The organism is Erwinia sp. LJJL01 (assembly GCF_047300805.2).
Taxonomy (GTDB): domain Bacteria; phylum Pseudomonadota; class Gammaproteobacteria; order Enterobacterales; family Enterobacteriaceae; genus Erwinia; species Erwinia aphidicola.
In genome coordinates, this window is the sequence record NZ_CP178576.1 from 1552125 (window position 1) to 1574691 (window position 22567).

Sequence of the window (22567 nt, forward strand, 5' to 3'; positions counted from 1 at the left end):
CGGGTGAACGAATGTAGCCAACGCGCCTGCGGCTTGAAGTATGAAGGGTAAAGTAGCATTCTGCCGCTGCAATCCGTATAACTGTTGCCAATTTCTTAAGCCATTAAAGTATCCCAATGATGAAAGATTCGCTGAGCCGCCTGATTGCAAGTGAACTGCAGGCCCGAGCTGAACAGGTTGAAGCCGCTGTTCGCCTGCTGGACGAAGGTAATACCGTGCCGTTTATCGCACGTTATCGTAAGGAAGTGACCGGCGGGCTGGACGACACCCAGCTGCGCCAGCTGGAAACCCGCCTTGGCTACCTGCGCGAACTCGCTGACCGCCGCCAGTCCATTCTGAAATCCATCGCCGATCAGGGCAAACTGACCGACGAGCTGGCCGCGGCGATTAACGCCACGCTGAGCAAAACCGAACTCGAAGATCTCTACCTGCCGTATAAACAGAAGCGCCGCACGCGCGGGCAGATCGCCATTGAAGCCGGTCTGGAACCGCTGGCCAACACGCTGTGGCAGGAGCCAAAACACGATCCTGAGCAGCTGGCTGTGGGCTATGTTGACGCCGATAAAGGCGTTGCCGACAGCAAAGCGGCGCTGGATGGCGCGCGCTATATCCTGATGGAGCGCTTTGCCGAAGACGCCAGCCTGCTGGCAAAAGTGCGTGAATACCTGTGGAAAAATGCTCACCTCGTCTCCCGCGTGGTTGACGGCAAGCAGGAAGAAGGCGCGAAATTCCGCGACTACTTTGACCATCACGAAGCCCTGTCCGGCGTGCCTTCCCACCGCGCACTGGCCATGTTCCGTGGCCGCAACGAAGGCATCCTGCAGCTGTCGCTGAATGCCGACCCGCAGTTTGACGAGCCGCCGCGTGAAAGCCACGGCGAACAGATTATTACCGAGCACCTCAACCTGCGTCTCAACAACGCTCCGGCCGATGCCTGGCGTAAAGCCGTGGTGAGCTGGACCTGGCGCATCAAAGTGCTGCTGCACCTCGAAACCGAGCTGATGGGCACGGTGCGCGAGCGGGCGGAAGACGAAGCGATTAACGTGTTTGCCCGCAACCTGCATGACCTGCTGATGGCGGCCCCGGCCGGGATGCGCGCCACTATGGGTCTCGATCCGGGCCTGCGTACCGGCGTGAAAGTAGCGGTAGTGGATGCGACCGGCAAGCTGGTTGCCACCGATACCATCTACCCGCACACCGGGCAGACCGCCAAAGCGGCGGCGACAGTGGCCGCGCTGTGCACCAAACATAACGTTGAGCTGGTGGCCATCGGTAACGGCACCGCCTCACGCGAAACCGAGCGTTTCTACATTGAGGTGCAGAAGCAGTTCCCGCAGGTGAAAGGCGAGAAAGTGATCGTCAGCGAGGCGGGCGCGTCAGTCTATTCCGCCTCTGAACTGGCGGCGCTGGAGTTCCCGGACCTGGACGTTTCGATTCGTGGTGCGGTATCCATTGCCCGCCGTCTGCAGGATCCGCTCTCCGAGCTGGTGAAGATCGACCCTAAATCCATCGGCGTGGGCCAGTACCAGCATGACGTGAGTCAGAGCCAGCTGGCGAAGAAGCTGGATGCGGTAGTGGAAGACTGCGTAAACGGCGTAGGCGTGGATCTGAACACCGCTTCAGTGCCGCTGCTGACCCGCGTGGCCGGCCTGAGCAAAATGATCGCGCAGAATATTGTCAGCTGGCGTGATGAGAACGGCCGCTTCCAGAACCGTCAGCAGCTGCTAAAAGTGGGCCGCCTTGGACCGAAAGCCTTTGAGCAGTGCGCGGGCTTCCTGCGCATCTCACAGGGCGATAACCCGCTGGATGCCTCCACGGTGCACCCGGAAGCGTACCCGGTGGTGGAGCGCATTCTCGCCGCCACCGAACAGGCGCTGAATGAGCTGATGGGGAACCCGTCCGTGCTGCGCGACCTGCGCGCGGTCGATTTCACCGACGAGCGTTTCGGCGTGCCAACCGTCAGCGATATCATCAAAGAGCTGGAAAAACCGGGGCGCGATCCGCGTCCAGAGTTCAAAACCGCCCAGTTTGCCGACGGCATTGATACCATGAACGATCTGCTGCCGGGCATGGTGCTGGAAGGCTCCGTCACCAACGTCACCAACTTCGGCGCGTTCGTCGATGTCGGCGTGCATCAGGACGGCCTGGTACATATCTCCTCCCTCTCCGACAAGTTTGTTGATGATCCGCATAAAGTGGTGAAAGCCGGGGATATCGTCAAAGTGAAGGTGATGGAAGTGGATCTGCAGCGCAAGCGTATCGCCCTGACCATGCGCCTGGACGAGCAGCCGGGTGAAACCAACGCGCGTCGTGGCGGCGGTAGCAGCGCGGCTAACGGCCGTGACAATGCGCGCCCGGCAAAAGGCAGCAAGCCACGCCCGGCCGCGCAGCCCGCCGGTAACAGCGCGATGGGCGATGCCCTCGCCGCCGCGTTTGGTAAAAAGAGCTAAACCTCAGGGCGGGCTGCCAGGCCCGCCCTTTTTTGCAAAAAACCGCTCCCGTTCTCCGCTATAACCTTGCTCAATATCAATGTGAGCAATAATCATTCTCATTAAAATTCATTGTTTCACTCTCCCGTCCAACATCTCAGCAGGCCAGGACAATGCAACTGATCCCCCAGCACAGCTACCGGATTACCGGTTTTTCTCCCACGCTCAGCGCGGCTTTTCGTCAGAAACTGATGGCGCAGGGCCTGCTGCCCGGCACCTGCTTTACCCTGGTGCGCGTAGCGCCGCTCGGCGACCCGCTGCATATCGAAACCCGCCGTACCAGCCTGATGCTGCGCCGCAAAGAGCTTTCCCTGCTGCTGCTTGAAGCCATTGAAGCCGGGGAGGGAGCTTAATGAAAAACACGACTCTCGCCCTGACCGGTAACCCAAACGTTGGCAAAACCACCCTGTTTAATCAGCTGACCGGGGCGCGCCAGCGCGTCGGCAACTGGGCGGGCGTCACGGTTGAGCGTAAAGAGGGACGCTTTACCACCGCCCGGCATCAGGTGAAGCTGGTCGATCTGCCCGGCTGTTACTCGCTGACCACTCTCTCGGAGCAGGCATCGCTGGATGAGCAGATCGCCTGTCAGTACCTGCTGAGCATGGAGGCTTCGCTGGTGATCAACGTGGTGGATGCCAGCAATCTGGAGCGCAATCTCTACCTTACGCTGCAGCTGCTGGAGATGGGCCTGCCCTGTATCATCGCGCTGAACATGCTGGACATGGCCGAAAGCCAGCAGATCACAATAGACATTGCGGCGCTGGAGCAGGCGCTGGGATGCCCGGTAGTGCCGCTGGTTTCCACTCGGGGCCGCGGGATTGATCGGCTGAAACAGGCGATTGACCATTACCCACCTCGCGGCGCGCAGATCGGTGTCGCCTACCCTGCTGCGGTGCAACAGGCGGTAGCACAGCTGGCTGCGGCCATGGCGGCCCCCCTCTCGCCGGCGCAAAAAAAGTGGCTGGCGCTGCAAATGCTGGAAGGGGATATCTGGAGCCAGCAGCAGGCCGTGGATGCCGCCCGGCTGCTGCCCGCCGTATCCCGGCAGGCAGGAGCAGACGTGGCGCAAAGCATCGTCAGCAGCCGCTATCAGACGATTGAAACCCTGTGCTGCCAGGCCATTCAGCAGCAGGGAACGCGCAAGGGGGTGTCACAGCATCTCGACCGCCTGACGATGAACCGCTGGCTTGGTCTGCCCTTCTTCCTGCTGGTGATGTACCTGATGTTTTTCCTCGCCATTAATCTCGGCGGTGCGCTACAGCCGCTGTTCGACCTCGGGTCGGCGGCGCTGTTTATTCAGGGTACGCAGTGGCTGGGCATCACGCTGCACCTGCCAGAATGGCTGACGCTGTTTCTGGCGCAGGGGATTGGCGGTGGTATCAATACGGTGATGCCGCTTATCCCCCAGATCGGCATGATGTACCTGTTTCTCTCACTGCTGGAAGATTCTGGCTATATGGCGCGTGCCGCCTTTGTGATGGACCGCTTGATGCAGGCGCTTGGCCTGCCGGGGAAATCTTTCGTGCCGCTGATTGTCGGCTTTGGCTGCAATGTCCCGTCAGTCATGGGTGCGCGTACGCTTGATGCCCCGCGTGAGCGCCTGATTACCGTGCTGATGGCGCCGTTTATCTCCTGCGGGGCACGCCTGGCTATCTTCGCGGTGTTTGCGGCAGCGTTCTTTGGTCAGCGCGGGGCGCTGGTGGTATTCAGCCTTTATCTGCTCGGCATGGGTGCCGCTATCGCGACCGGCCTGCTGCTCAAGCATACGCTGATGCGCGGCGCGGCCAGCCCGTTTGTGATGGAGCTGCCCACATGGCACGTTCCGCACCTTAAAAGTCTGCTGTTACAGACGTGGCAGCGTCTGCGCGGCTTTGCGCTGCGCGCGGGCAAAGTGATTGTGCTGGTCAGCGTCGTGATTGGCGGGCTGAACAGTTTTACCTTCAGCGGTCAGCCGGTCAGTAACCTCAACGACTCGGCCCTCGCCAGCGTCAGCCGCACGCTGACCCCGCTGCTGTCGCCGATTGGCGTGCAACGCGATAACTGGCAGGCGACCGTCGGGCTGCTGACCGGGGCAATGGCGAAGGAGGTGGTGGTCGGCACGCTCAACACGCTCTACACCGCAGAAGCGCTGCAGCGGCAGCCGTTTGACGCGGCGCAGTTTAGCCTGATCGATCAGCTCAAGGAGGCCGCCGTGCAAACCTGGCAAAGCGTGCGGGCGACGTTCAGCCTCAGCGTGCTGGCGAACCCGATTGAAGCCAGTAAAGGCGATGCCGAAATGGCCAGCGGTGCGATGGGTACCATGCACAGTAAATTTGCCAGCGATGCCGCCGCCTACAGCTACCTGATCTTTGTGCTGCTGTATGTCCCTTGCGTCTCGGTGATGGGAGCCATCGCGCGCGAAAGCAGCGCCCGCTGGATGCTCTTCTCTGTCGTGTGGGGCATCGATCTGGCGTACTCACTCTCTGCCCTGTTCTATCAACTTGCCCGTTTTGACCAGCACCCGCGTAGCAGCCTGCTGATCATCGCCAGCGTGATACTGATTAATGCGTTACTGCTGCTAGTCCTGCGACGCATCCGCATCCGGCCGGGGCTAATCCCGGTAAAAAATGGGGTGAGCGGCTGCTCTGGTTGCGCAAAAAGCGACAATTGCCACTGATGTAAGTTGCGATTTTGTGACCAGCGTCTACAGTGAAAAATAACGCCTGATTTTTCACCTGCGGTGGCAGCCGAAATAAAAATGGATATTATCAATAACTTAATAGATAAGATCTACGAATACGCATTTCCGCCATCGTACCTGCAGCGCCTGCATACGCTGATTGACGAGGCGCGGGCGCAGATTCATCAGCAGCGAAAAGCCCACTGGGATGAAAACGATGTGGTGCTGATCGCCTATGCCGACCAGTTTCATCAGGACGATACCCCTACCCTGACCACCTTCTCACGCTTCTATCAGCAGCATTTACAGTCCAGTTTTAACCTGGTTCACCTGCTGCCCTTTTTCCCGTATTCATCCGACGACGGCTTCTCGGTGATAGATTATCACCAGGTTAATCCCCGGTGCGGCAGCTGGCAGGAGATCGCCGAGCTGCACCAGCACACGCGCCTGATGTTCGATTTTGTCTGCAATCATATGTCCGCGCACAGCGCCTGGTTCGCGCACTATCTGGCGCAGGATCCCGGCTGGGATGACTTCTTTATCAGCATACCCCCCGCCACCGATTTAACAGCCGTGACCCGCCCACGCACCTCGCCGCTGCTGACGCCGTTTACCATGGCCGACGGCGAAACGCGTTATATCTGGACCACCTTTAGCGCGGACCAGATCGACCTGAACTTCGCCAATCCACAAGTGCTGATCGCTATGGTTAACGTGCTGCTCGACTACCTGAAAAAAGGTGCCGACTATGTGCGGCTGGATGCCGTGGGCTATATGTGGAAAACCCCCGGCACCTCCTGCATCCATCTGGAGAAAACCCACCAGCTGGTGAAACTGTTCCGCGCCATTGCCAACGAAGTCGCCCCAGGCACCGTGGTGGTAACGGAAACCAACGTGCCGCACAAAGACAATATCAGCTACTTCGGCAACGGCCGCGATGAAGCGCAGATGGTGTACCAGTTTTCCCTGCCGCCGCTGGTGCTGCACGCTATTCACTACGGTTCCGCGCGCGCACTGCGCCAGTGGGCGGCCTCGCTCGACAGCAGCGGTGGCAGCACCACCTTTTTCAACTTCCTCGCTTCGCACGACGGCATCGGCCTGAACCCGCTGCGCGGCATCCTGCCGGAAACCGAAATTGTCTCGCTGGTGCGCGATCTGGCGATGGAAGGCGCGCTGATCTCCTATAAAAATAATCCTGACGGCAGCACCAGCCCGTATGAAATCAACGTCACCTATATGGATGCGCTGAACCAACGGGATGACGATGACGATACCCGCCTGCAGCGCTTTCTGCTGGCGCATGCCCTGCTGCTGGCCTTCCCCGGCGTGCCGGCGATTTATATCCAGAGCATTCTCGGCTCGCGCAATGATATGGAGGGGGTAAAAGCAGCGGGGCATAACCGGGCGATTAACCGGCAGAAATACGCCGTCAGCGACATTGAGCAGGCGCTGAGCGAGACCGATTCCCTGCGCTACCGGGTGTGGTATGCGCTCAGCCAGCTGGTGCAGGTGCGTAAACGCCAGCCCGCGTTCCATCCGGATAACCCGATGCATATCGCCGACAGCGATAATTCACTGCTGGTGATGCAGCGCCAGGCGCGGGACGAAAAAGAGAGCCTGTGGTGTGTCTACAACCTGAGTGGCAAAACGGTAAGCTATACCCTGCCGGAAGCGCGCTGGTATCGCGATGTGGCGAATGATGAGCGGGTGGATGGGCATCAGGGGCTGGAACTGGCGCCGTGGAGCTTTCGCTGGCTGAAAATCTAAAATACTGCCCACCCGCGGTGGGCAGGAGATCGATTACTTGTACACTTCAGCCAGGGCGTGAGTATGGTCGCCTTCATCTGCGGCGATAATCACGAAATACTTGCCGCCCTTCTCATCGGCCTTTTTTGACAGGTGTTTTTTCGCATCCATCGGATCGAGCGTTGAGTTGGTGGTCACGGTGCCGACTTTTTCCAGCTTCATCTCAGCCGCTTTTTCGCGCGAAATCTCTTGCGCAGCGCTGGCGTTGAAGGTGAATGCGGCGGTGACGAGCAGAGTGGTAACAGCAATAATCTTTTTCATCCTGGATCCTCTCCTTAGGCCAAAACTTCGGTTTGTCTGACAGCGCCGTGCGCTGCCGTTAAACAGTATTGTTGCTGTCGCGAAGTGCGGCAACTGACAAAATTGTTGCAAGTAGTAACTATTGCAACGTTTATCAACGTATTGGCGACGCAAACTCCAGCACTTCACGACAAAAATCATCCGGATGGGAGATAAAGGGTGCATGAGCAGCTTTGGCGATAATGTGACTGCGGCTGTGCGGCCAGCGCTCATCCAGCAGCGCGGCAATCTTACGCGGCACCAGGCCATCGAGTGCGCCGTACAGCCTGAGCAGCGGCATTTGCAGCACGATCATCGCTGCGCGCAGATCGGCGGTACGCAGGATCTCCAGCCCGCCGTTTAACACCTGCGGCGTCGGCATCGGCTGTTCCAGCACCACGCCTTTCAGCAGGCGTGCATCCTGGCGCGCGCTCTCGGTGCCCAGGGTTTGCAGCGCCAGAAAACGCTCCACGGTGCGCTGGAAATCTTCGCTGAGCTGCTGCTGGAAGCCGCTCAGGGTTTCCGGCCTGATGCCCGGCCACTGCGGTTGTGCGCTGAAGCAGGGGGAGGAAGCCACGCTAATCAATCCGCTGACGCGCTCAGGGTGGCTCAGCGCCAGCTGGCTCGCCACCAGTCCACCCAGTGACCAGCCGAGCCACATAGCGCGTTCAGGTGCCTGCGGCAGAATCGTCGCGACCATCTCATCCAGCGTCATCGCCGGAAAATTCCGGCTGCGGCCATAGCCCGGCAGGTCAACGAGGTGCAGGCAAAAATGTGCGCTGAGCCGCTCGCTGATGCAATGCCACACGCCCGCATTCAGCCCCCATCCGTGCAGCAGCACAAGATGGCGATCTCCCTGTCCAATTGTCTCCCAGTGCAGTGCCGTCATGAGTTAGGGTCCTGTTTTTGCTTATGAGGTCGCTATGCTACCAATGCCGGCTGTCTGTTGGCTATGCCAGATGCCGCTCGCTGTGGCCGCCCACGGGATCTGCAGCATTTGTCTGCGGGGGTTACCGCTGCGCCGCCACTGCTGCCCGCGCTGCGGATTAGGCCACCATGGCGGCCTGCACGAGTGTGGCCGCTGCCTGCGCCGCCCGCCGCCCTGGGGAGCGCTGCTTGCGGTCACGCCCTGGCAACCGCCACTCAGCCAGCTGGTGAATCGCCTGAAGTTTTATCACGGCACCGCACAGGCGGTAATGCTGGCGCGGCTAATACTGCTAAGCTGGTTAATGCGGCGGCGGGACCACGGGCTGATGCGCCCCTCCCTGCTGCTGAGCGTGCCGCTGCATCATCACCGGGCATGGCGGCGTGGCTATAATCAGTTAGAGGATATCGCCCGCGCGCTGGCGCGCTGGACGCCGTGCCAATATCTGCCGCATGCGCTAACGCGGGTGCGCGCTGGAAAAGTGCAGCATCGCCTGGGGGCTCTCGCCCGGCGAAAAAACCTGCGCGGTGCGTTTCGGCTTGAAACGCAGGTGCGCGGTCACCATATCGCCTTACTGGACGATGTGGTCACCACCGGCAGTACCGTGGCTGAGATCAGCCGCATTTTGCTGGCCCAGGGCGCGGCCAGCATACAGATATGGTGCCTGTGCCGAACCTTGTAGAGCGTCGGTGATGGGCGTATTATAACCAACGAAATTAGTCAACTATTGAGCAATCGCCATGATCCTAATTACCGACTCTGCACAAGAGCACTTCTCAAAATTGCTGTCAAAGCAGGAAGATGGCACCCAAATTCGCGTATTCGTGATTAATCCGGGTACGCCGACCGCAGAGTGCGGCGTCTCCTACTGCCCGCCCGATGCAGTAGAAGCGACGGATACCGAACTAAAGTTCGAGAAGCTGTCCGCCTTCGTTGACGCGCTCAGCGCCCCTTATCTGGAAGACGCGGAAATCGACTTCGTCACCGATAACCTGGGTTCACAGCTGACGCTGAAAGCGCCAAACGCCAAAATGCGTAAAGTGAACGACGACGCGCCGTTGGTCGAGCGCGTTGAGTACCTGCTGCAGGCCCAGATTAACCCGCAGCTCGCCAGCCACGGCGGCAAAGTCTCGCTGATGGAAATCACCGATGAAGGCTTCGCCATCCTGCAGTTTGGCGGCGGCTGTAACGGCTGTTCCATGGTCGACGTGACCCTGAAAGAGGGCATCGAAAAAGAGATGCTGGCCGCCTTCCCTGAGCTGAAGGGCGTGCGTGACCTCACCGAGCACCAGCGCGGCGAGCACTCCTTCTACTGATTGACCTCGTTATCTAGCGGGATGGGCCTGCCCATCCCCTACACTCCATTCCCCTCATCCTGGCCCTTTTCCCGTCTCAGCGCGCCTACCCCCGCTGCGATTGAGTGTGGATCTTTCAGCTTACACGTGTACACTGAAATCAGTTTCCCTAACCTACAGGTCATCATGTTGAATACTACTGGCAGAAGAGTTGTTATCACCGGCATGGGTCTGATTGGCCCATTGGGCAACGGCGTGGCAGGCAGCTGGCAGCGGCTGATCGCCGGGCAGTCCGGCATTCGTCATCTCGATGAAGAGGCGCACGGTGACACCGCCATTCGCGTGGGCGGGCAGGTTCAGTCTGTCGCTCAGGACCCCGAGTACGGCTTTGATATCGATGCGTTAATTCCCCCAAAGGAGCAGCGTAAAGCTGACCGCTTTATCCATCTGGCGCTGGCCGCCGCTGAAGAAGCGATAAGCCAGGCGGGGCTGCACACTCTGACGGAAGCGGCAAAACTGCGCACCGCGACGATTATTGCCACCGGCATTGGTGGCTTTCACGCCATCAATAATGCGGTGAAAACCGTGGCGGAGAAAGGCAGTCGCAGGCTGTCACCGTTTACCATTCCCTCATTTATCGCCAACCTTGCCTCGTCGCATGTGGCGATCAAATACGGCTTTAAAGGCATCTTAGGCACGCCAGTTTCTGCCTGTGCGGCCAGCATTCAGAGCATCGGCGATGGTTTCCGCGCTATTCGCTATGATGAGGCGGATATCGCCGTGGTTGGCGGCAGTGAGTCCTGCATTAACCCGGTATCGCTCGGCGGCTTCCAGGCGGCACGCGCCCTCTCAACCGCCTTTAACCACCATCCAGAGCAGGCCTCACGACCGTTCGATCAGCGCCGCGACGGTTTTGTGATGGGTGAAGGCGCCGGGATGCTGGTGCTGGAAGAGCTGAGCAGCGCACAGCAGCGCGGCGCCACTATTCTGGCGGAAGTGGTCGGCTACGGCACCACGTCGGATGCATACCATATCACTGCCGGGCCGGAAGATGGTGAAGGCGCAGCCAGGGCAATGAGCATTGCGCTGCAGCAGGCGGGGATGACGGGCAGCGATATCGATTATATCAATGCGCACTCGACCTCCACCCCGGTCGGCGACCTCGCGGAGATGAATGCGTTACGCCGCGTGCTCGGTGACGGGGCGAAAACCGCAATCTCCTCCACCAAATCCGCCACAGGTCACCTGCTGGGTGCGGCGGGTGCAGTGGGCGCCATCTTCTCACTGCTGGCAATGCGCGACGGTATTGCCCCGCCATCGCTGAATATTTCCCAGCTCGACAGCGGTGCTGAAGGGTTAAACGTGGTGCAGAATGAGGCGCGCCGGATGCCGATCGGCAGCACGCTGGTGAACGGGTTTGGCTTCGGCGGGGTGAATGGCTCGGTGATATTTAAAGCCTTTACGCCTTAAACCAGGGCGGACCGAAACAGAAGGTCCGCTGTAGGGGACGACCTTCTGTTCCGGTCGTCCCGTGTTCAGCTTTTACGCCGCTTATCCAAATCCTTAATCAAGCGGTTGACTCTCGGGTCGGCAAACATCGCCTCCTGCGTCACGCTCAGCTTGCGCCGCCAGTTCGGGTATTGATCGGTGGTGCCCGGCACATTGACCGGTTTTTCCATATCCAGCCAGTCCTCCGGCTGTAACCCCAGTAAGGCGCTATTGCTGTCGGCGATAAAGCGCTGCATGCCGCGATTAAGCGTTGCCGTCATCGCCATTTTCGCCGCCTGGCTACCGCAGCTTTTCGGCACGCAGCCATAGCGGTGCAGCGCGTTTAACAACGCCTGCTTCTGCCGCGTACGGTCAGCGTACAGCTTGCTCAGCACCACCTTATCCGGATAGAGGCCCAGGGTTTCGCCGAGAGTGAGATCCCCGGCGCTCCAGAAGCCGCGCAGCGTCGGCAGGTCGTGCGTGGTCGCACTCGCCATCGACTGACGTGGCCACGCCGCTGGAGAACGGTAGCGGTCCATCCCCTCCTGCTCGAAATAGAGCACCTTCCACGAATAAACCCCGTTATCGCGCAGCTTGCTGACAATTTCCACCGGCACCGTGCCGAGATCTTCGCCGATCACCATGCACTGATGGCGCTCGCTTTCCAGCGCGAGGATCGCCATCAGATCGTCAACCGGGTAGTAGACGTAGGCGCCGAAGTTAGCGGTCTCGCCGTAGGGGATCCACCACAGGCGCAGCAGCGACATCACATGATCGATACGCAGCGCGCCGCAGCTTGCCATATTGGCGCGCAGCAGATCGATAAACGGCTGATAGCCGCGTGCCGTCATCACGTGCGGATCCATCGGCGGCAAGCCCCAGTTCTGACCCAGCGGACCGAGGATATCCGGCGGTGCACCGACCGAAGCCTTCAGGCGATAGAGCTCGCGATCGCTCCAGGTCTCCGCGCCCCCCTCCGCCACGCCGACCGCTAAATCGCGATACAGGCCAATCGGCATCTGCTGCTGCTGGCACTGCTGCCAGCACTCATCGAACTGGCGATTCGCCAGCCACTGCAGCCACAGCCAGAACTGCACCTCATCAGGGTTATCGCGGCTGAACTGCTGCACAGCCTCACTCTGGCCGTGCTGATAGTCGGCGGGCCACACCGGCCAGCCCCAGCGGCTGGCATCTTCCTTCAGCATCGCCGCGTGCAAAGCATCGTAGGTCGCCTGCGAAAACAGGCTCTCGCCGCCGTCGGCAACAAACTGCGCGAAGTGCTGGCGGGTGGCATCCTGCTCATCGCGCTGGCGGAAAGATTGCCAGGCGTGACGCAGCCCTTGCAGCTTCAGCTCGCCCACCGTGGCGTAATCCACCCACTCGGTGTCGCGCGCCTTTTTTAACGCCTGCTGGGTATTTTTCTGCTGCCACCAGCGCTGGGCGGCAGCGCTGTGCTGGAAATCAGGCACTGCCGCGACGTCGATATACATCACGTTAAGCCAGCGCCGTGATGAGGGGCTGTAAGGGCTGGCGTTTTCCGGCATCGCCGGATAGAGCGCATGCACCGGGTTGAGGCCGATAAATGCCCCCCCGCGCTGCGCAATATCTGTCACCATGCGTTTCAGATCGCTGAAATCCCCCATCCCCCAGTTGTGCTGCGAGCGCAGGGTGTAGAGCTGCACGGTGGCGCCCCACAGTTTCTGCCCGCGCTTGAGTTCTGCCGGCTCATAACAGCGCCTGGGTGCGATAATAATCCGGCACGGCCACTGTTTTTTGCCCTGACGCAGCAGCAGCTGATGGTAGCCGTTGGGCAGATTCTGCGGCAGGCGAATCTGCTCGCCGCCGTTCACCTCGCCGTAAAACTCGCGTCCTTTTTCACTGGTAAAACACCACTGAAAGCGCCCTTTGCCGCCAATCTCCATCCGCTGCTCGCGCTTTTTCAACAAAACTTTGCAGGGCGGCAGCGGCGCATCCTCACTCTTCAGCGGCTCACTCATCGCCGCCAGCAGCTTCTCACGCGTCTCCCGGCTGACCGCTTCCGGCTGGCCGAAGGCGTTAATATATTTGGCTGAAATACCGGCCGCCGCAGCGGCCTGCTCAAACTTCTTTGCATCCATAAGCCGCTCCTTAGCGTTTTGCCTGCCAGATACGCTGCTGGTAGTCGCGTACCGAACGGTCCGAGCTGAACATCCCGGTACGGGCTGTGTTAAGAATGGCCGCACGCGTCCAGGCTTCCTGGTCACGATACAGCGCTTCCACCTGCAGCTGCGCCGCACAGTATTCAGCAAAATCGGCCAGCACCAGCCAGGGATCGCCCCCCTTGCCGAGGCTGTGCAGCATCATATCGAAGGCGTGCTTGTCGCCATCGCTAAAGAAGCCTTTCTCCAGCTCTTTCAGCAGGCTGTCGAGGTGCTTATCTTTTTTACGCAGCTTGATCGGGTCATAGCCGCCCGCTTTCAGCGCCTTCACCTCATCGACGGTGTTGCCGAAGATAAAGATATTCTCTTCACCCACCTGCTCGGCGATCTCGACGTTGGCGCCGTCCAGCGTTCCCACGGTCAGCGCACCGTTCAGCGCCAGCTTCATATTGCCGGTACCGGAGGCTTCATAACCGGCGGTCGAGATCTGCTCCGACAGGTCCGCTGCCGGGATCATCAGCTCAGCGGCGGTGATGCGGTAATCGGGGATAAACACCACTTTCAGCTTGTCGCCGATCAGCGGATCCTGGTTAATCTTCTCCGCCACTTTGTTGATGGCGTAGATAATATTTTTCGCCAGGTAGTAGCCCGGCGCAGCTTTGGCACCGAACAGGAACACGCGCGGCACCACGTCGAGCTGGGGATTGTCGCGCAGCCGCTTATACAGCGAGAGGATATGCATCAGCCCGAGGTGCTGGCGTTTGTACTCATGCAGGCGCTTGATCTGCACATCAAACAGCGCGTTGGGATTGACTACAATGCCGGTACGCTGCTCGATGTAAGCCGCCAGCCGCAGTTTGTTATCGTGTTTAATCTGGCGATATTTTTTCCGAAATGCCTTATCGTCGGCAAACTTCTCCAGCCCCTGCAGGGCAGCAAGATCGTTGGCCCACTCTACCTTCAGCGTGTCGTCAATCAGCCCGGCCAGCGCCGGATTACACTGCTTCAGCCAGCGGCGCGGCGTAATGCCGTTGGTGACGTTGTGGAATTTTTGCGGCCACAGCTGGTGATATTCCGGGAACAGATCTTTCACCACCAGCTGCGAGTGCAGTGCCGCCACGCCGTTAACGGCAAAGCCGCTGACCACGCAGAGGTTGGCCATGCGCACCTGTTTGTGATGCACAATCGCCAGCTTCGCCCACACTTTCTCATCGCCCGGCCACTGCTTATCGACCAACTTTTTAAAGCGGCGGTCGATCTCTTTGATCAGCGTAAAGTGGCGCGGCAGCAGGCTGCGTACCAGCTTCTCATCCCAGCGCTCCAGCGCTTCCGGCATCAGCGTGTGGTTGGTGTAAGCAAAGGTGCGGCTGGTAATGGCCCAGGCGTCATCCCAGCTCAGCTGATGCTCATCGAGCAGCACGCGCAGCATTTCCGGGATGGCGATGGTCGGGTGAGTATCATTCAGCTGGATAACTTCAAAGTCGGGCAGCTGATGGATGCTGCGCCCGGCCAGGTGGTGACGGCGCAGAATATCCGCCACTGAGCAGGCGCACTGGAAATACTGCTGCATCAGGCGCAGGCGCTTGCCTTCCTGATGGTTGTCGTTGGGATACAGCACTTTAGTCAGCTTCGCCGCATCAATGCCCTGCTGCTCCGCCTTCAGGAATTTCCCCTCGTTAAACAGCGTCAGGTCGAAAGGATGAGCATGCACCGCCTGCCACAGGCGCAGCGGCTGCACCACGCCGTTGCGATAGCCGGTAACCGGCAGATCCCAGGCTTCACCGCGCAGGGTGAAGTCCGGCTCCCAGCGCAAGCCGCCATTGCCGGTTTTCACCACTTTACCGCCGATACCGACGTTCACATCCAGCGCCGCGTTATGGCGGAACCACGGATAGCTGGCACGATGCCAGTCATCGGGGGCTTCAATCTGCTTGCCGTCGTTGAACGACTGGCGGAACAGACCGTACTGATAGTTAAGACCGTAGCCGGTTGCCGACTGGCCGACGGTCGCCATCGAGTCGAGATAGCAGGCGGCAAGGCGCCCCAGACCGCCATTGCCCAGCGCCGGATCCACTTCCTCTTCCAGCAGTTCGCTCAGGTCGCGCTGATGCTCTGCCAGTGCCGCCTTCACTTCGTCATACCAGCCGAGGTTCAGCAGGTTATTACCGGTCAGACGGCCAATCAGAAACTCCATGGAGATGTAGTTCACATGGCGCTGTGTCCTGGCGCTTTTCACCACCGGCTGCGCGGCCAGCAGTTCCGCCAGCGCCCCGCTTATCGCCTGCCACCACTGGTGGGAGGTCATCTCACTGGCAGAGGAGTACCCTAAATGCTGCCATTGACGCGTCAAGGCAGCGTCGAAACGTGCCTTATTGAATTTCTGTTGCGACATACCGTCCCTCTTAAATTAGTTACTTATGCGCACATGCTAACGTTGCGGAATGACAGAACATCCTCCTCCGGCATTTTTTATCAGGGAGGAGTGACAGGGCGTAGCTGAAAATTTAGCCCCAGAATAGAGTTAAGACGGCAAAACGAAAAAAAGCTCACCGCATCATGCGATGAGCCAAAAATAAATCAAAAAAAGCAACTAGAGGGACTCAACCTGCCGGGCGGGCAGCCCGGAAAAGCGCACGGTCAGGGGGTGCAGGTGTGACTGCACGCCCGGATAGCAAGATGGGGGAGGAAGCGTGCTGCTGATGTAATTATGGGTGATTCAATTGATCGCGCCAGCGTCGCGCGCAGTAAAAATTACGTCAGGAAATGTGATGAGGTGCAACTTACCGAGCATCCGCGATCGCTCTGTCTTGCAATAACCGGGTTGATGGTCAATGGTGTCTTAATTACGCGCTGTAAAATAATTCCCATTATTTCACGATGTATCATCACACAATGAAGTGTAACTCATGTTGATACCAGCAAAACTAAGCAGACCCCTAAGGTTAGAGAACACGCTGCTGCGCGATCGCCTGATCGCCCGGCTGTCCAACAGCAACCTTTATCGGCTGGTACTGGTGACCAGCCCGGCTGGCTATGGCAAAACCACACTCATCGCCCAGTGGGCGGCAGAAAAGAGTGGCCTGGGCTGGTACTCCCTCGACGACAGCGACAACTATCCTGAGCGCTTCGCCAGCTATTTTATGGCTGCGGTGCAGCAGGCAACGGACGGCCACTGCGTGCGCAGCGAAGCGCTGGCGCAAAAACGTCAGTACGCCAGCCTCAACGGGCTGTTCGCTCAGCTGTTTATTGAGCTGTCCGAATGGCAGCGCCCGCTGTCGATCGTGATTGACGACTACCACCTGCTGACCAATGACGCCATTCACCAGGCGATGCGCTTCTTTATCCGTCATCAGCCCGAGAACCTGACGCTGGTGATCCTGTCGCGCAACCTGCCCTCGCTGGGTATTGCCAACCTGCGCGTGCGCGATCAGCTGCTGGAGATCAACAGCCAGTCGCTGGCGTTTACGCATCAGGAAACCGGCGCCTTTTTTGCCGCTCGCCTGCAGCAGCCCATTGCTGACGTTGATTCGCAGCGCCTGTGCGATGAAGTGGCTGGCTGGGCGACCGCCCTGCAGCTGATTGCGCTGTCGGCACGCCAGTCAAACACCCCGGCGCATCAGTCGGCACAGCGGCTGGCCGGGATTAACGCCAGCCACCTTTCCGACTATCTGGTCGACGAGGTGCTGGACTGCGTTGACGAAGGCACGCGTAATTTCCTGCTGCGCAGCTCGGTGCTGCGCTCAATGAACGATGCGCTGATCGCCCGCCTGACCGGCGAAGAGAACGGCCAGCGGCGGCTGGAAGAGACGGAGCGCCAGGGGCTATTTTTACAGCGCATGGATGAGAGCGGCGAGTGGTTTAACTTCCACCCGCTGTTTGCCTCCTTCCTGCGTCAGCGCTGCCAGTGGGAGTTGGGCAGCGAACTGCACACCATTCACCGCGCCGCCGCCGAGGGCTGGATGGCGCTGGGCTATGCCGGCGAAGCGATTCACCACGCGCTGGCGGCGGAAGATACCGCCCTGCTGCGCGATATCCTGCTGCGTCACGCCTGGACGCTGTTCAACCACAGCGAACTGACGCTGCTGGAAAAAGGGCTGAAGGCGCTGCCGTGGCGTCAGCTGGTCGACCATCCGCGCCTGATCCTGCTGCAGGCCTGGCTGGCGCAAAGCCAGCATCGCTACGATGAAGTTGACCTGCTGCTGGCGCGCGCCGAACAGGAGATGGCGCTGGAAAAGGTGACGGTCGATGCGCTACTCAGCGCCGAGTTCAATGCCCTGCGCGCCCAGGTGGCGATCAACGCCGGGCGCCCGGATGAGGCCGACCGCCTCGCCACGCTGGCGCTCGATACGCTGCCGCTCTCCTGCGACTTCAGCCGCATAGTGGCGACCTCGGTGCGCGGCGAAGTGCTGCACTGCCGCGGCGAGCTGGCGCAGGCGCTGGCGATGATGCAGCAGACCGCGCAGATGGCCCGTCAGCAGGGCGTCTGCCATTATGCTTTGTGGGCACTGCTGCAGCAGAGCGAAATCCTTATTGCTCAGGGCTATCTGCAAACCGCCTGGGATACCCAGGAGCAGGCTTTCCGGCTGATCGCCGAGGAAGGTCTGGAGCAGCTGCCGATGCACGAGTTTTTGCTGCGCATCCGCGCCCAGCTGCTGCTGTCGTGGGCCAATCTTGACGAGGCGGAGAAATCCGCGCGCGCCGGGCTGAAGGTGCTGGAAAACTTCCACCCGCAGCAGCAGCTGCAGTGCCTTTCGGTGCTGGCGAAATGCGCGCTGGCACGTGGCGATCTCGATAATGCCCGCCGCTACCTGACGCGCTGTGAAAATCTGCTCAGCAACGGCCACTATCACAGCGACTGGGTAACCAACGCCGATGAAGCGCGGGTGATTTACTGGCAGATGAACGAGGACCGCAGCGCCGCCGCCAACTGGCTGCGGCTGACGCAGAAACCGGCGGACGCCGATAACCATTTCCTGCAGGGGCAGTGGCGCAATATCGCCCGCGCCCAGATTATGCTGGGGCAGCTTGACGAGGCGGAAGTGGTGCTGGACGAGCTGAATGACAATGCGCGCCGCCTTCAGCTTACCAGCGACCTCAACCGCAACCTGCTGCTGGCCAATGCGCTTTACTGGCAGGCCGGGCGCAAAAGCGAGGCTCAGCAGGCGCTGATTGAGGCGCTGACGCTGGCGAACCGCACCGGCTTTATCAGCCATTTTGTGGTGGAGGGCGAAGCGATGGCGCAGCAGCTGCGCCAGCTTATCCAGCTGAACACGCTGCCGGAGATGGAGCAGCGCCGGGCGCAGCGCATCCTGCGCGACATCAACCAGCATCATCGCCACAAGTTTGCCCACTTTGACGAAACCTTTGTCACCCGACTGCTGACGCATCCGCAGGTGCCGGAGCTGATCCGTACCAGCCCGCTGACGCTGCGCGAGTGGCAGGTGCTGGGGCTGATTTATTCCGGCTACAGCAACGATCAGATCGCTGGCGAGCTGGACGTGGCGGCCACCACGATCAAAACGCATATTCGTAACCTGTATCAGAAGCTGGGCGTGGTTCACCGTCAGCAAGCGGTACAGCAGGCGCAGCAGCTGCTGCATTTGATGGGGATGGGTGTGAATTGAACGGTCGACCACATTTGTAGGGGTCGACCGCTTTTCTGGTCGACCCGTCGGGCTGACCAAAACAGAGGGTCAGCCCCTACGCGTAACGCATCATAACGGGTTAACACAGCTCCAGATGCACTTCGTGCTGCTCGATGGTTTTCATCACGCTCGGCGGCGGTGCTTCATCGGTAAACAGATAGTCGATCAAGCTCATATTTCCGAGGTTAACCATGGCATTGCGGCCAAACTTTGAATGGTCGGCGACCAGCATCACGCAGCGCGAGTTTTCGATAATGGCGCGCTTGGTGCGCACTTCATGATAGTCGAAGTCGAGTAGCGAGCCGTCAAGGTCGATGCCGCTGATGCCAAGAATGCCGTAGTCGAGGCGGAACTGAGAGATATAGTCGAGCGTCGCTTCCCCCATAATTCCCCCGTCGCGGGTGCGCACTTCTCCGCCCGCGAGGATCAGCCGGAAATCCGGCTTCGCCATCAGCAGTACCGCCACGTTGAGATTATTGGTCACAATGCGCAGATTGTTATGGTTCATCAGCGCGTGCGCCACGGCTTCCGGCGTGGTGCCGATATCAATGAACAGCGAGGCACCGTCCGGGATCTGGCTGGCAACGCGCTGAGCGATGCGCGCTTTTTCCGCTGACCACATCATCTTACGATCCTGCCACGCGCTGTTTTCCGAGCTGGAAGGCAGCGCCGCACCGCCGTGATGACGCTGGATCTTATTCTGCTCCGCCAGGTCGTTCAGGTCACGGCGAATAGTCTGCGGGCTGACTACAAAGTGCTCCACCAGCTCCTCGGTACTGACATAGCCCTGACGACGCACCAGTTCGATAATGGCGTCGTGTCGTTGTGTCTGCTTCACTCGCGTCCCCTATTTGTTAACTGTCGCGTATCGACAAACGCCATTGCCAGCCCGACCAGCAGGCCAGTCACATGTGCGGCATTGGCAATCGACAGGCCAAACCAACCGAAGTAGCCCACCAGCAGCCAGAGGACGGCAAACGCCATCAGTCCGCGCTGCAGCTCTATCCCACTTTGCGGGTCGCGCTCGCCGCGCAGCCAGCTGTAGCTCATGAGCGCATACACCACGCCGGAGAGGCCGCCAAACAACACGCCGCTGAACTTCGCCTGCATCCAGCCGCTCAGCAGCGCCGAAATCAGGGCGATCACCAACAGCTTACCGCTGCCGAGGCGTTTTTCCACCGCGCCGCCGAGATACCAGAACCACATCAGGTTAAACAGAATATGCAGCATAGAGAAGTGCAGCAGCGCGTGGCTGAACCAGCGCCACAGCTCCAGATGCTGATCGGCATCCGGCCAGGACAGCACCAGCATCACCGGCTGGTCGCCAAAAACCTGCATCAGGATAAACACCAGAATACAGGCGGCCATGATCAGCAGGGTTAACGGCCCGGCGCGGTCGCGCACGTTGGCCATCAGGGAGGTATGCTGATACTGAATGCCGCTGTCAGTGGTGCCGCTCTGCCAGCTCGCCGCCTGGTAGCGCACATGGTTAGGGTCGCGGATAAACAGGTTAAGTTCGTTTTCGACCACATTCAGCTGCGATTCGTCATCCAGCCACAGCGTATAACCGCTGTCGTGCTCGATGCGCAGCGTAACGCCGCGCGTGGCCATATAGTCAACGAACGCCTGTGCCGGGCGCAGATGCGTAAAGTGAGTAATGCGCATAGTTAGGACGGCTTCCTTTAATCCTGAGCAAACAAAGGCGGCAGTATAGCTTTTTCACCCGACAAGTTGCAGGGGTAACGCCGCGAGCAAAAATGCGCGTTATTGCGCGTCTACCTGGCTGGGGAAGGCGCTGCGCCAGGCATCGAAACCGCCGTCAATGCTGTAAGCCTCGGCAAAACCCTGGGTCAGCAGGTACTGCGCGGCCCCTTTGCTGCTGTTGCCGTGGTAGCACATCACCAGCACTGCCGGGGTAGATTCAGCCCGGGCAAGGAAGGCGGGAAGGGAGTCATTCGTCAGGTGAAATGCGCCGCTAGCATGCCCGGCTGCGTAACTTTGTGGGTCACGAATATCGACCAGCAGCGCGCTGCCGTCAGCCAGTTTCTGCTGTGCCTGCTGCACGCTGATGCACTCAAATTGTTCCATGGTGGGTTCTCGTAACAAGCTAAAAAAGGGAGCGAATAAGTTCCCATTGTAGCCCGAAGGCAGCGCACAATAACCCGGCAGTGATCGGGGAGAAAGCCTTTTTCTTGGGTTAATTATGTTACCTGCATCACGCATAAATGTTTTTATTAGGTTAACGCTGGCATCAATGTTGGTTTCCGACTAATATAATGCTCGAAAACGAACATTATTGAAAGATTCCGAACATCGGAGGAGATGACGTGGAAACCAAAGATCTGATCGTAATCGGCGGCGGCATTAACGGTGCCGGTATTGCGGCTGATGCTGCCGGGCGCGGACTGTCGGTGCTGATGCTGGAGGCGCATGACCTCGCCTGCGCCACCTCTTCCGCCAGTTCTAAACTGATCCACGGTGGCCTGCGCTATCTGGAACATTACGAATTCCGTCTGGTGAGCGAAGCGCTGGCCGAACGTGAAGTACTGCTGAAAATGGCGCCGCATATTGCTTTCCCGATGCGTTTCCGCCTGCCGCACCGCCCGCACCTGCGCCCGGCGTGGATGATCCGCGTGGGTCTGTTTATGTACGATCATCTGGGCAAACGCACCAGCCTGCCGGGCAGTAAAAGTTTGCGCTTTGGCTCAGATTCGGTATTAAAACCGGAAATCGTGCGCGGTTTCGAATATTCCGACTGCTGGGTGGATGATGCGCGCCTGGTGGTGCTCAACGCGCAGGAAATTGAAAAGCGCGGCGGCGAAGTGCGTACCCGCACCCGCGTGACGCGCGCATGGCGTGAAAACGGCCTGTGGAAGGTGGAAGCCGAAGACGTCGACAGCGGCAAAACCTTCACCTGGCAGGCAAAAGGCCTGGTGAATGCCGCCGGCCCGTGGGTGAAGCAGCTGTTTGATGACAGCCTGAAGCTGAAATCCCCTTACGGTATCCGCCTGATCAAAGGCAGCCACATTGTGGTGCCGCGCGTGCATACCCAGAAGCAGGCGTACATTCTGCAAAATGAAGATAACCGTATTGTGTTTGTTATCCCGTGGATGGACGAGTTCTCGATTATCGGCACCACCGACGTGGAGTATAAGGGCGATCCGCAGAGCGTGAAGATTGACGATAACGAGATCGACTATCTGCTCAAAGTGTTTAACGCGCACTTCAAACAGGACCTGGTGAAAGACGATATCGTCTGGACCTACTCCGGCGTGCGTCCGCTGTGTGATGATGAATCCGATTCTCCGCAGGCCATTACCCGTGACTACACGCTCGACGTGCACGACGATGCCGGTCAGGCGCCGCTGCTCTCGGTGTTTGGCGGCAAGCTGACCACCTATCGTAAGCTGGCCGAGCATGCGATGGAAAAACTCAGCAAGTATTATCCGAATATCGGAGCGGCCTGGACCAAAAGCTGCGTGCTGCCGGGCGGAAACTTCGCCGGTACGCGTGAAGATTACGCCGCCAGCCTGCGTCGCCGCTTCCCGTTCATTACGGAAGCGATGGCACGTCACTATGCGCGCACCTACGGCAGCAATAGCGAAGTGCTGCTGAAGGATACCACCAGCCTGGAAGATCTCGGCGAGCTGTTTGGTCACCACTTCTACGAGGCGGAGCTGCGTTACCTGGTGGATCATGAGTGGGTGCGTGCTACCGATGATGCTATCTGGCGCCGTACCAAAGAGGGGATGTGGCTGAACGATCAACAGCAGGCGCGCGTCACCGAATGGCTGGCGCAGCACGGAAAAAAACCCACGGTACTGTCGCTGGCGTCATAAAAGA

Annotated in this window: 16 protein-coding genes; 9 read left to right on the top strand and 7 right to left on the bottom strand. The window is 59.4% G+C overall.

The features are described 5' to 3' along the window. Positions 1-116 precede the first annotated feature (116 nt). The 4 genes from ACLI4M_RS08145 to ACLI4M_RS08160 all read left to right on the top strand — a co-directional run bounded on the left by ACLI4M_RS08145 (position 117) and on the right by ACLI4M_RS08160 (position 6915). Complete coding sequence (locus ACLI4M_RS08145) at positions 117-2450, top strand: Tex family protein (RefSeq protein WP_133622544.1); 2334 nt, start codon at positions 117-119, stop codon at positions 2448-2450. A 152-nt stretch (positions 2451-2602) separates the two neighbouring features. Further along, positions 2603-2842, top strand: coding sequence for a ferrous iron transporter A (gene feoA / locus ACLI4M_RS08150; RefSeq protein ID WP_048917691.1), 240 nt, complete (start codon positions 2603-2605; stop codon positions 2840-2842). Continuing rightward, complete coding sequence (gene feoB / locus ACLI4M_RS08155) at positions 2842-5145, top strand: Fe(2+) transporter permease subunit FeoB (RefSeq protein ID WP_133622543.1); 2304 nt, start codon at positions 2842-2844, stop codon at positions 5143-5145. The genes feoA and feoB overlap by 1 nt, the downstream gene beginning before the upstream one ends. Before the next feature lie 81 nt (positions 5146-5226). Continuing rightward, positions 5227-6915: an alpha-amylase family glycosyl hydrolase gene (locus ACLI4M_RS08160; protein WP_133622542.1), complete on the top strand. Its 1689-nt coding sequence runs from the start codon at positions 5227-5229 to the stop codon at positions 6913-6915. A 33-nt stretch (positions 6916-6948) separates the two neighbouring features. On the opposite strand, the gene ACLI4M_RS08165 is transcribed toward ACLI4M_RS08160, so the two are convergent. Further along, complete coding sequence (locus ACLI4M_RS08165) at positions 6949-7215, bottom strand: DUF1471 domain-containing protein (RefSeq protein ID WP_048917698.1); 267 nt, start codon at positions 7213-7215, stop codon at positions 6949-6951. Between the two features lie 133 nt (positions 7216-7348). Next, positions 7349-8122: a pimeloyl-ACP methyl ester esterase BioH gene (bioH, locus tag ACLI4M_RS08170; protein ID WP_133622541.1), complete on the bottom strand. Its 774-nt coding sequence runs from the start codon at positions 8120-8122 to the stop codon at positions 7349-7351. A 34-nt stretch (positions 8123-8156) separates the two neighbouring features. On the opposite strand from bioH, the gene gntX reads away from it, so the two are divergent. The 3 genes from gntX to fabF all read left to right on the top strand — a co-directional run bounded on the left by gntX (position 8157) and on the right by fabF (position 10923). Beyond that, complete coding sequence (gene gntX, locus ACLI4M_RS08175) at positions 8157-8840, top strand: DNA utilization protein GntX (RefSeq protein ID WP_099753507.1); 684 nt, start codon at positions 8157-8159, stop codon at positions 8838-8840. 58 nt (positions 8841-8898) lie between these two features. Beyond that, positions 8899-9474 (top strand): Fe-S biogenesis protein NfuA, encoded by a 576-nt coding sequence (nfuA, locus tag ACLI4M_RS08180; RefSeq protein WP_133622540.1) that lies wholly within the window; start codon positions 8899-8901, stop codon positions 9472-9474. 165 nt (positions 9475-9639) lie between these two features. Continuing rightward, positions 9640-10923, top strand: a complete 1284-nt coding sequence (gene fabF / locus ACLI4M_RS08185; protein WP_133622539.1) for a beta-ketoacyl-ACP synthase II — start codon at positions 9640-9642, stop codon at positions 10921-10923. A 65-nt stretch (positions 10924-10988) separates the two neighbouring features. Here fabF and malQ read toward each other — a convergent pair whose 3' ends face one another. Then, positions 10989-13058 (bottom strand): 4-alpha-glucanotransferase, encoded by a 2070-nt coding sequence (gene malQ, locus ACLI4M_RS08190; RefSeq protein ID WP_133622538.1) that lies wholly within the window; start codon positions 13056-13058, stop codon positions 10989-10991. A gap of 10 nt (positions 13059-13068) precedes the next feature. Beyond that, positions 13069-15471 carry a maltodextrin phosphorylase gene (gene malP, locus ACLI4M_RS08195; protein ID WP_133622537.1) on the bottom strand — a complete coding sequence of 801 codons (2403 nt, stop codon included), beginning with the start codon at positions 15469-15471 and terminating at the stop codon, positions 13069-13071. 514 nt (positions 15472-15985) lie between these two features. Here malP and malT point away from each other — a divergent pair. Next, positions 15986-18703: an HTH-type transcriptional regulator MalT gene (gene malT / locus ACLI4M_RS08200; RefSeq protein ID WP_133622536.1), complete on the top strand. Its 2718-nt coding sequence runs from the start codon at positions 15986-15988 to the stop codon at positions 18701-18703. A gap of 100 nt (positions 18704-18803) precedes the next feature. On the opposite strand, the gene ACLI4M_RS08205 is transcribed toward malT, so the two are convergent. The 3 genes from ACLI4M_RS08205 to glpE form a co-directional block, all read right to left on the bottom strand. Next, positions 18804-19562, bottom strand: a complete 759-nt coding sequence (locus ACLI4M_RS08205; RefSeq protein ID WP_133622535.1) for a DeoR/GlpR family transcriptional regulator — start codon at positions 19560-19562, stop codon at positions 18804-18806. Continuing rightward, a complete protein-coding gene (glpG, locus tag ACLI4M_RS08210; protein ID WP_133622534.1) occupies positions 19559-20389 on the bottom strand; it encodes a rhomboid family intramembrane serine protease GlpG in 831 nt (276 codons plus the stop codon). The genes ACLI4M_RS08205 and glpG overlap by 4 nt, the downstream gene beginning before the upstream one ends. A 99-nt stretch (positions 20390-20488) precedes the next feature. Further along, positions 20489-20812, bottom strand: a complete 324-nt coding sequence (gene glpE / locus ACLI4M_RS08215) for a thiosulfate sulfurtransferase GlpE (protein WP_133622533.1) — start codon at positions 20810-20812, stop codon at positions 20489-20491. A gap of 239 nt (positions 20813-21051) precedes the next feature. Here glpE and glpD point away from each other — a divergent pair, with 239 nt between their 5' ends. Continuing rightward, positions 21052-22563, top strand: a complete 1512-nt coding sequence (gene glpD, locus ACLI4M_RS08220) for a glycerol-3-phosphate dehydrogenase (protein WP_133622532.1) — start codon at positions 21052-21054, stop codon at positions 22561-22563. Positions 22564-22567 lie beyond the last annotated feature (4 nt).

What these genes read in the sequence shown, in the direction of transcription:
- ACLI4M_RS08145 (WP_133622544.1), top strand. Translation starts at nt 117, where the DNA reads ATGATGAAAGATTCGCTGAGCCGCCTGATTGCAAGTGAACTGCAGGCC.
- feoA (WP_048917691.1), top strand. Translation starts at nt 2,603, where the DNA reads ATGCAACTGATCCCCCAGCACAGCTACCGGATTACCGGTTTTTCTCCC.
- feoB (WP_133622543.1), top strand. Translation starts at nt 2,842, where the DNA reads ATGAAAAACACGACTCTCGCCCTGACCGGTAACCCAAACGTTGGCAAA.
- ACLI4M_RS08160 (WP_133622542.1), top strand. Translation starts at nt 5,227, where the DNA reads ATGGATATTATCAATAACTTAATAGATAAGATCTACGAATACGCATTT.
- ACLI4M_RS08165 (WP_048917698.1), bottom strand. Translation starts at nt 7,215, where the DNA reads ATGAAAAAGATTATTGCTGTTACCACTCTGCTCGTCACCGCCGCATTC.
- bioH (WP_133622541.1), bottom strand. Translation starts at nt 8,122, where the DNA reads ATGACGGCACTGCACTGGGAGACAATTGGACAGGGAGATCGCCATCTT.
- gntX (WP_099753507.1), top strand. Translation starts at nt 8,157, where the DNA reads ATGCTACCAATGCCGGCTGTCTGTTGGCTATGCCAGATGCCGCTCGCT.
- nfuA (WP_133622540.1), top strand. Translation starts at nt 8,899, where the DNA reads ATGATCCTAATTACCGACTCTGCACAAGAGCACTTCTCAAAATTGCTG.
- fabF (WP_133622539.1), top strand. Translation starts at nt 9,640, where the DNA reads ATGTTGAATACTACTGGCAGAAGAGTTGTTATCACCGGCATGGGTCTG.
- malQ (WP_133622538.1), bottom strand. Translation starts at nt 13,058, where the DNA reads ATGGATGCAAAGAAGTTTGAGCAGGCCGCTGCGGCGGCCGGTATTTCA.
- malP (WP_133622537.1), bottom strand. Translation starts at nt 15,471, where the DNA reads ATGTCGCAACAGAAATTCAATAAGGCACGTTTCGACGCTGCCTTGACG.
- malT (WP_133622536.1), top strand. Translation starts at nt 15,986, where the DNA reads ATGTTGATACCAGCAAAACTAAGCAGACCCCTAAGGTTAGAGAACACG.
- glpG (WP_133622534.1), bottom strand. Translation starts at nt 20,389, where the DNA reads ATGCGCATTACTCACTTTACGCATCTGCGCCCGGCACAGGCGTTCGTT.
- glpE (WP_133622533.1), bottom strand. Translation starts at nt 20,812, where the DNA reads ATGGAACAATTTGAGTGCATCAGCGTGCAGCAGGCACAGCAGAAACTG.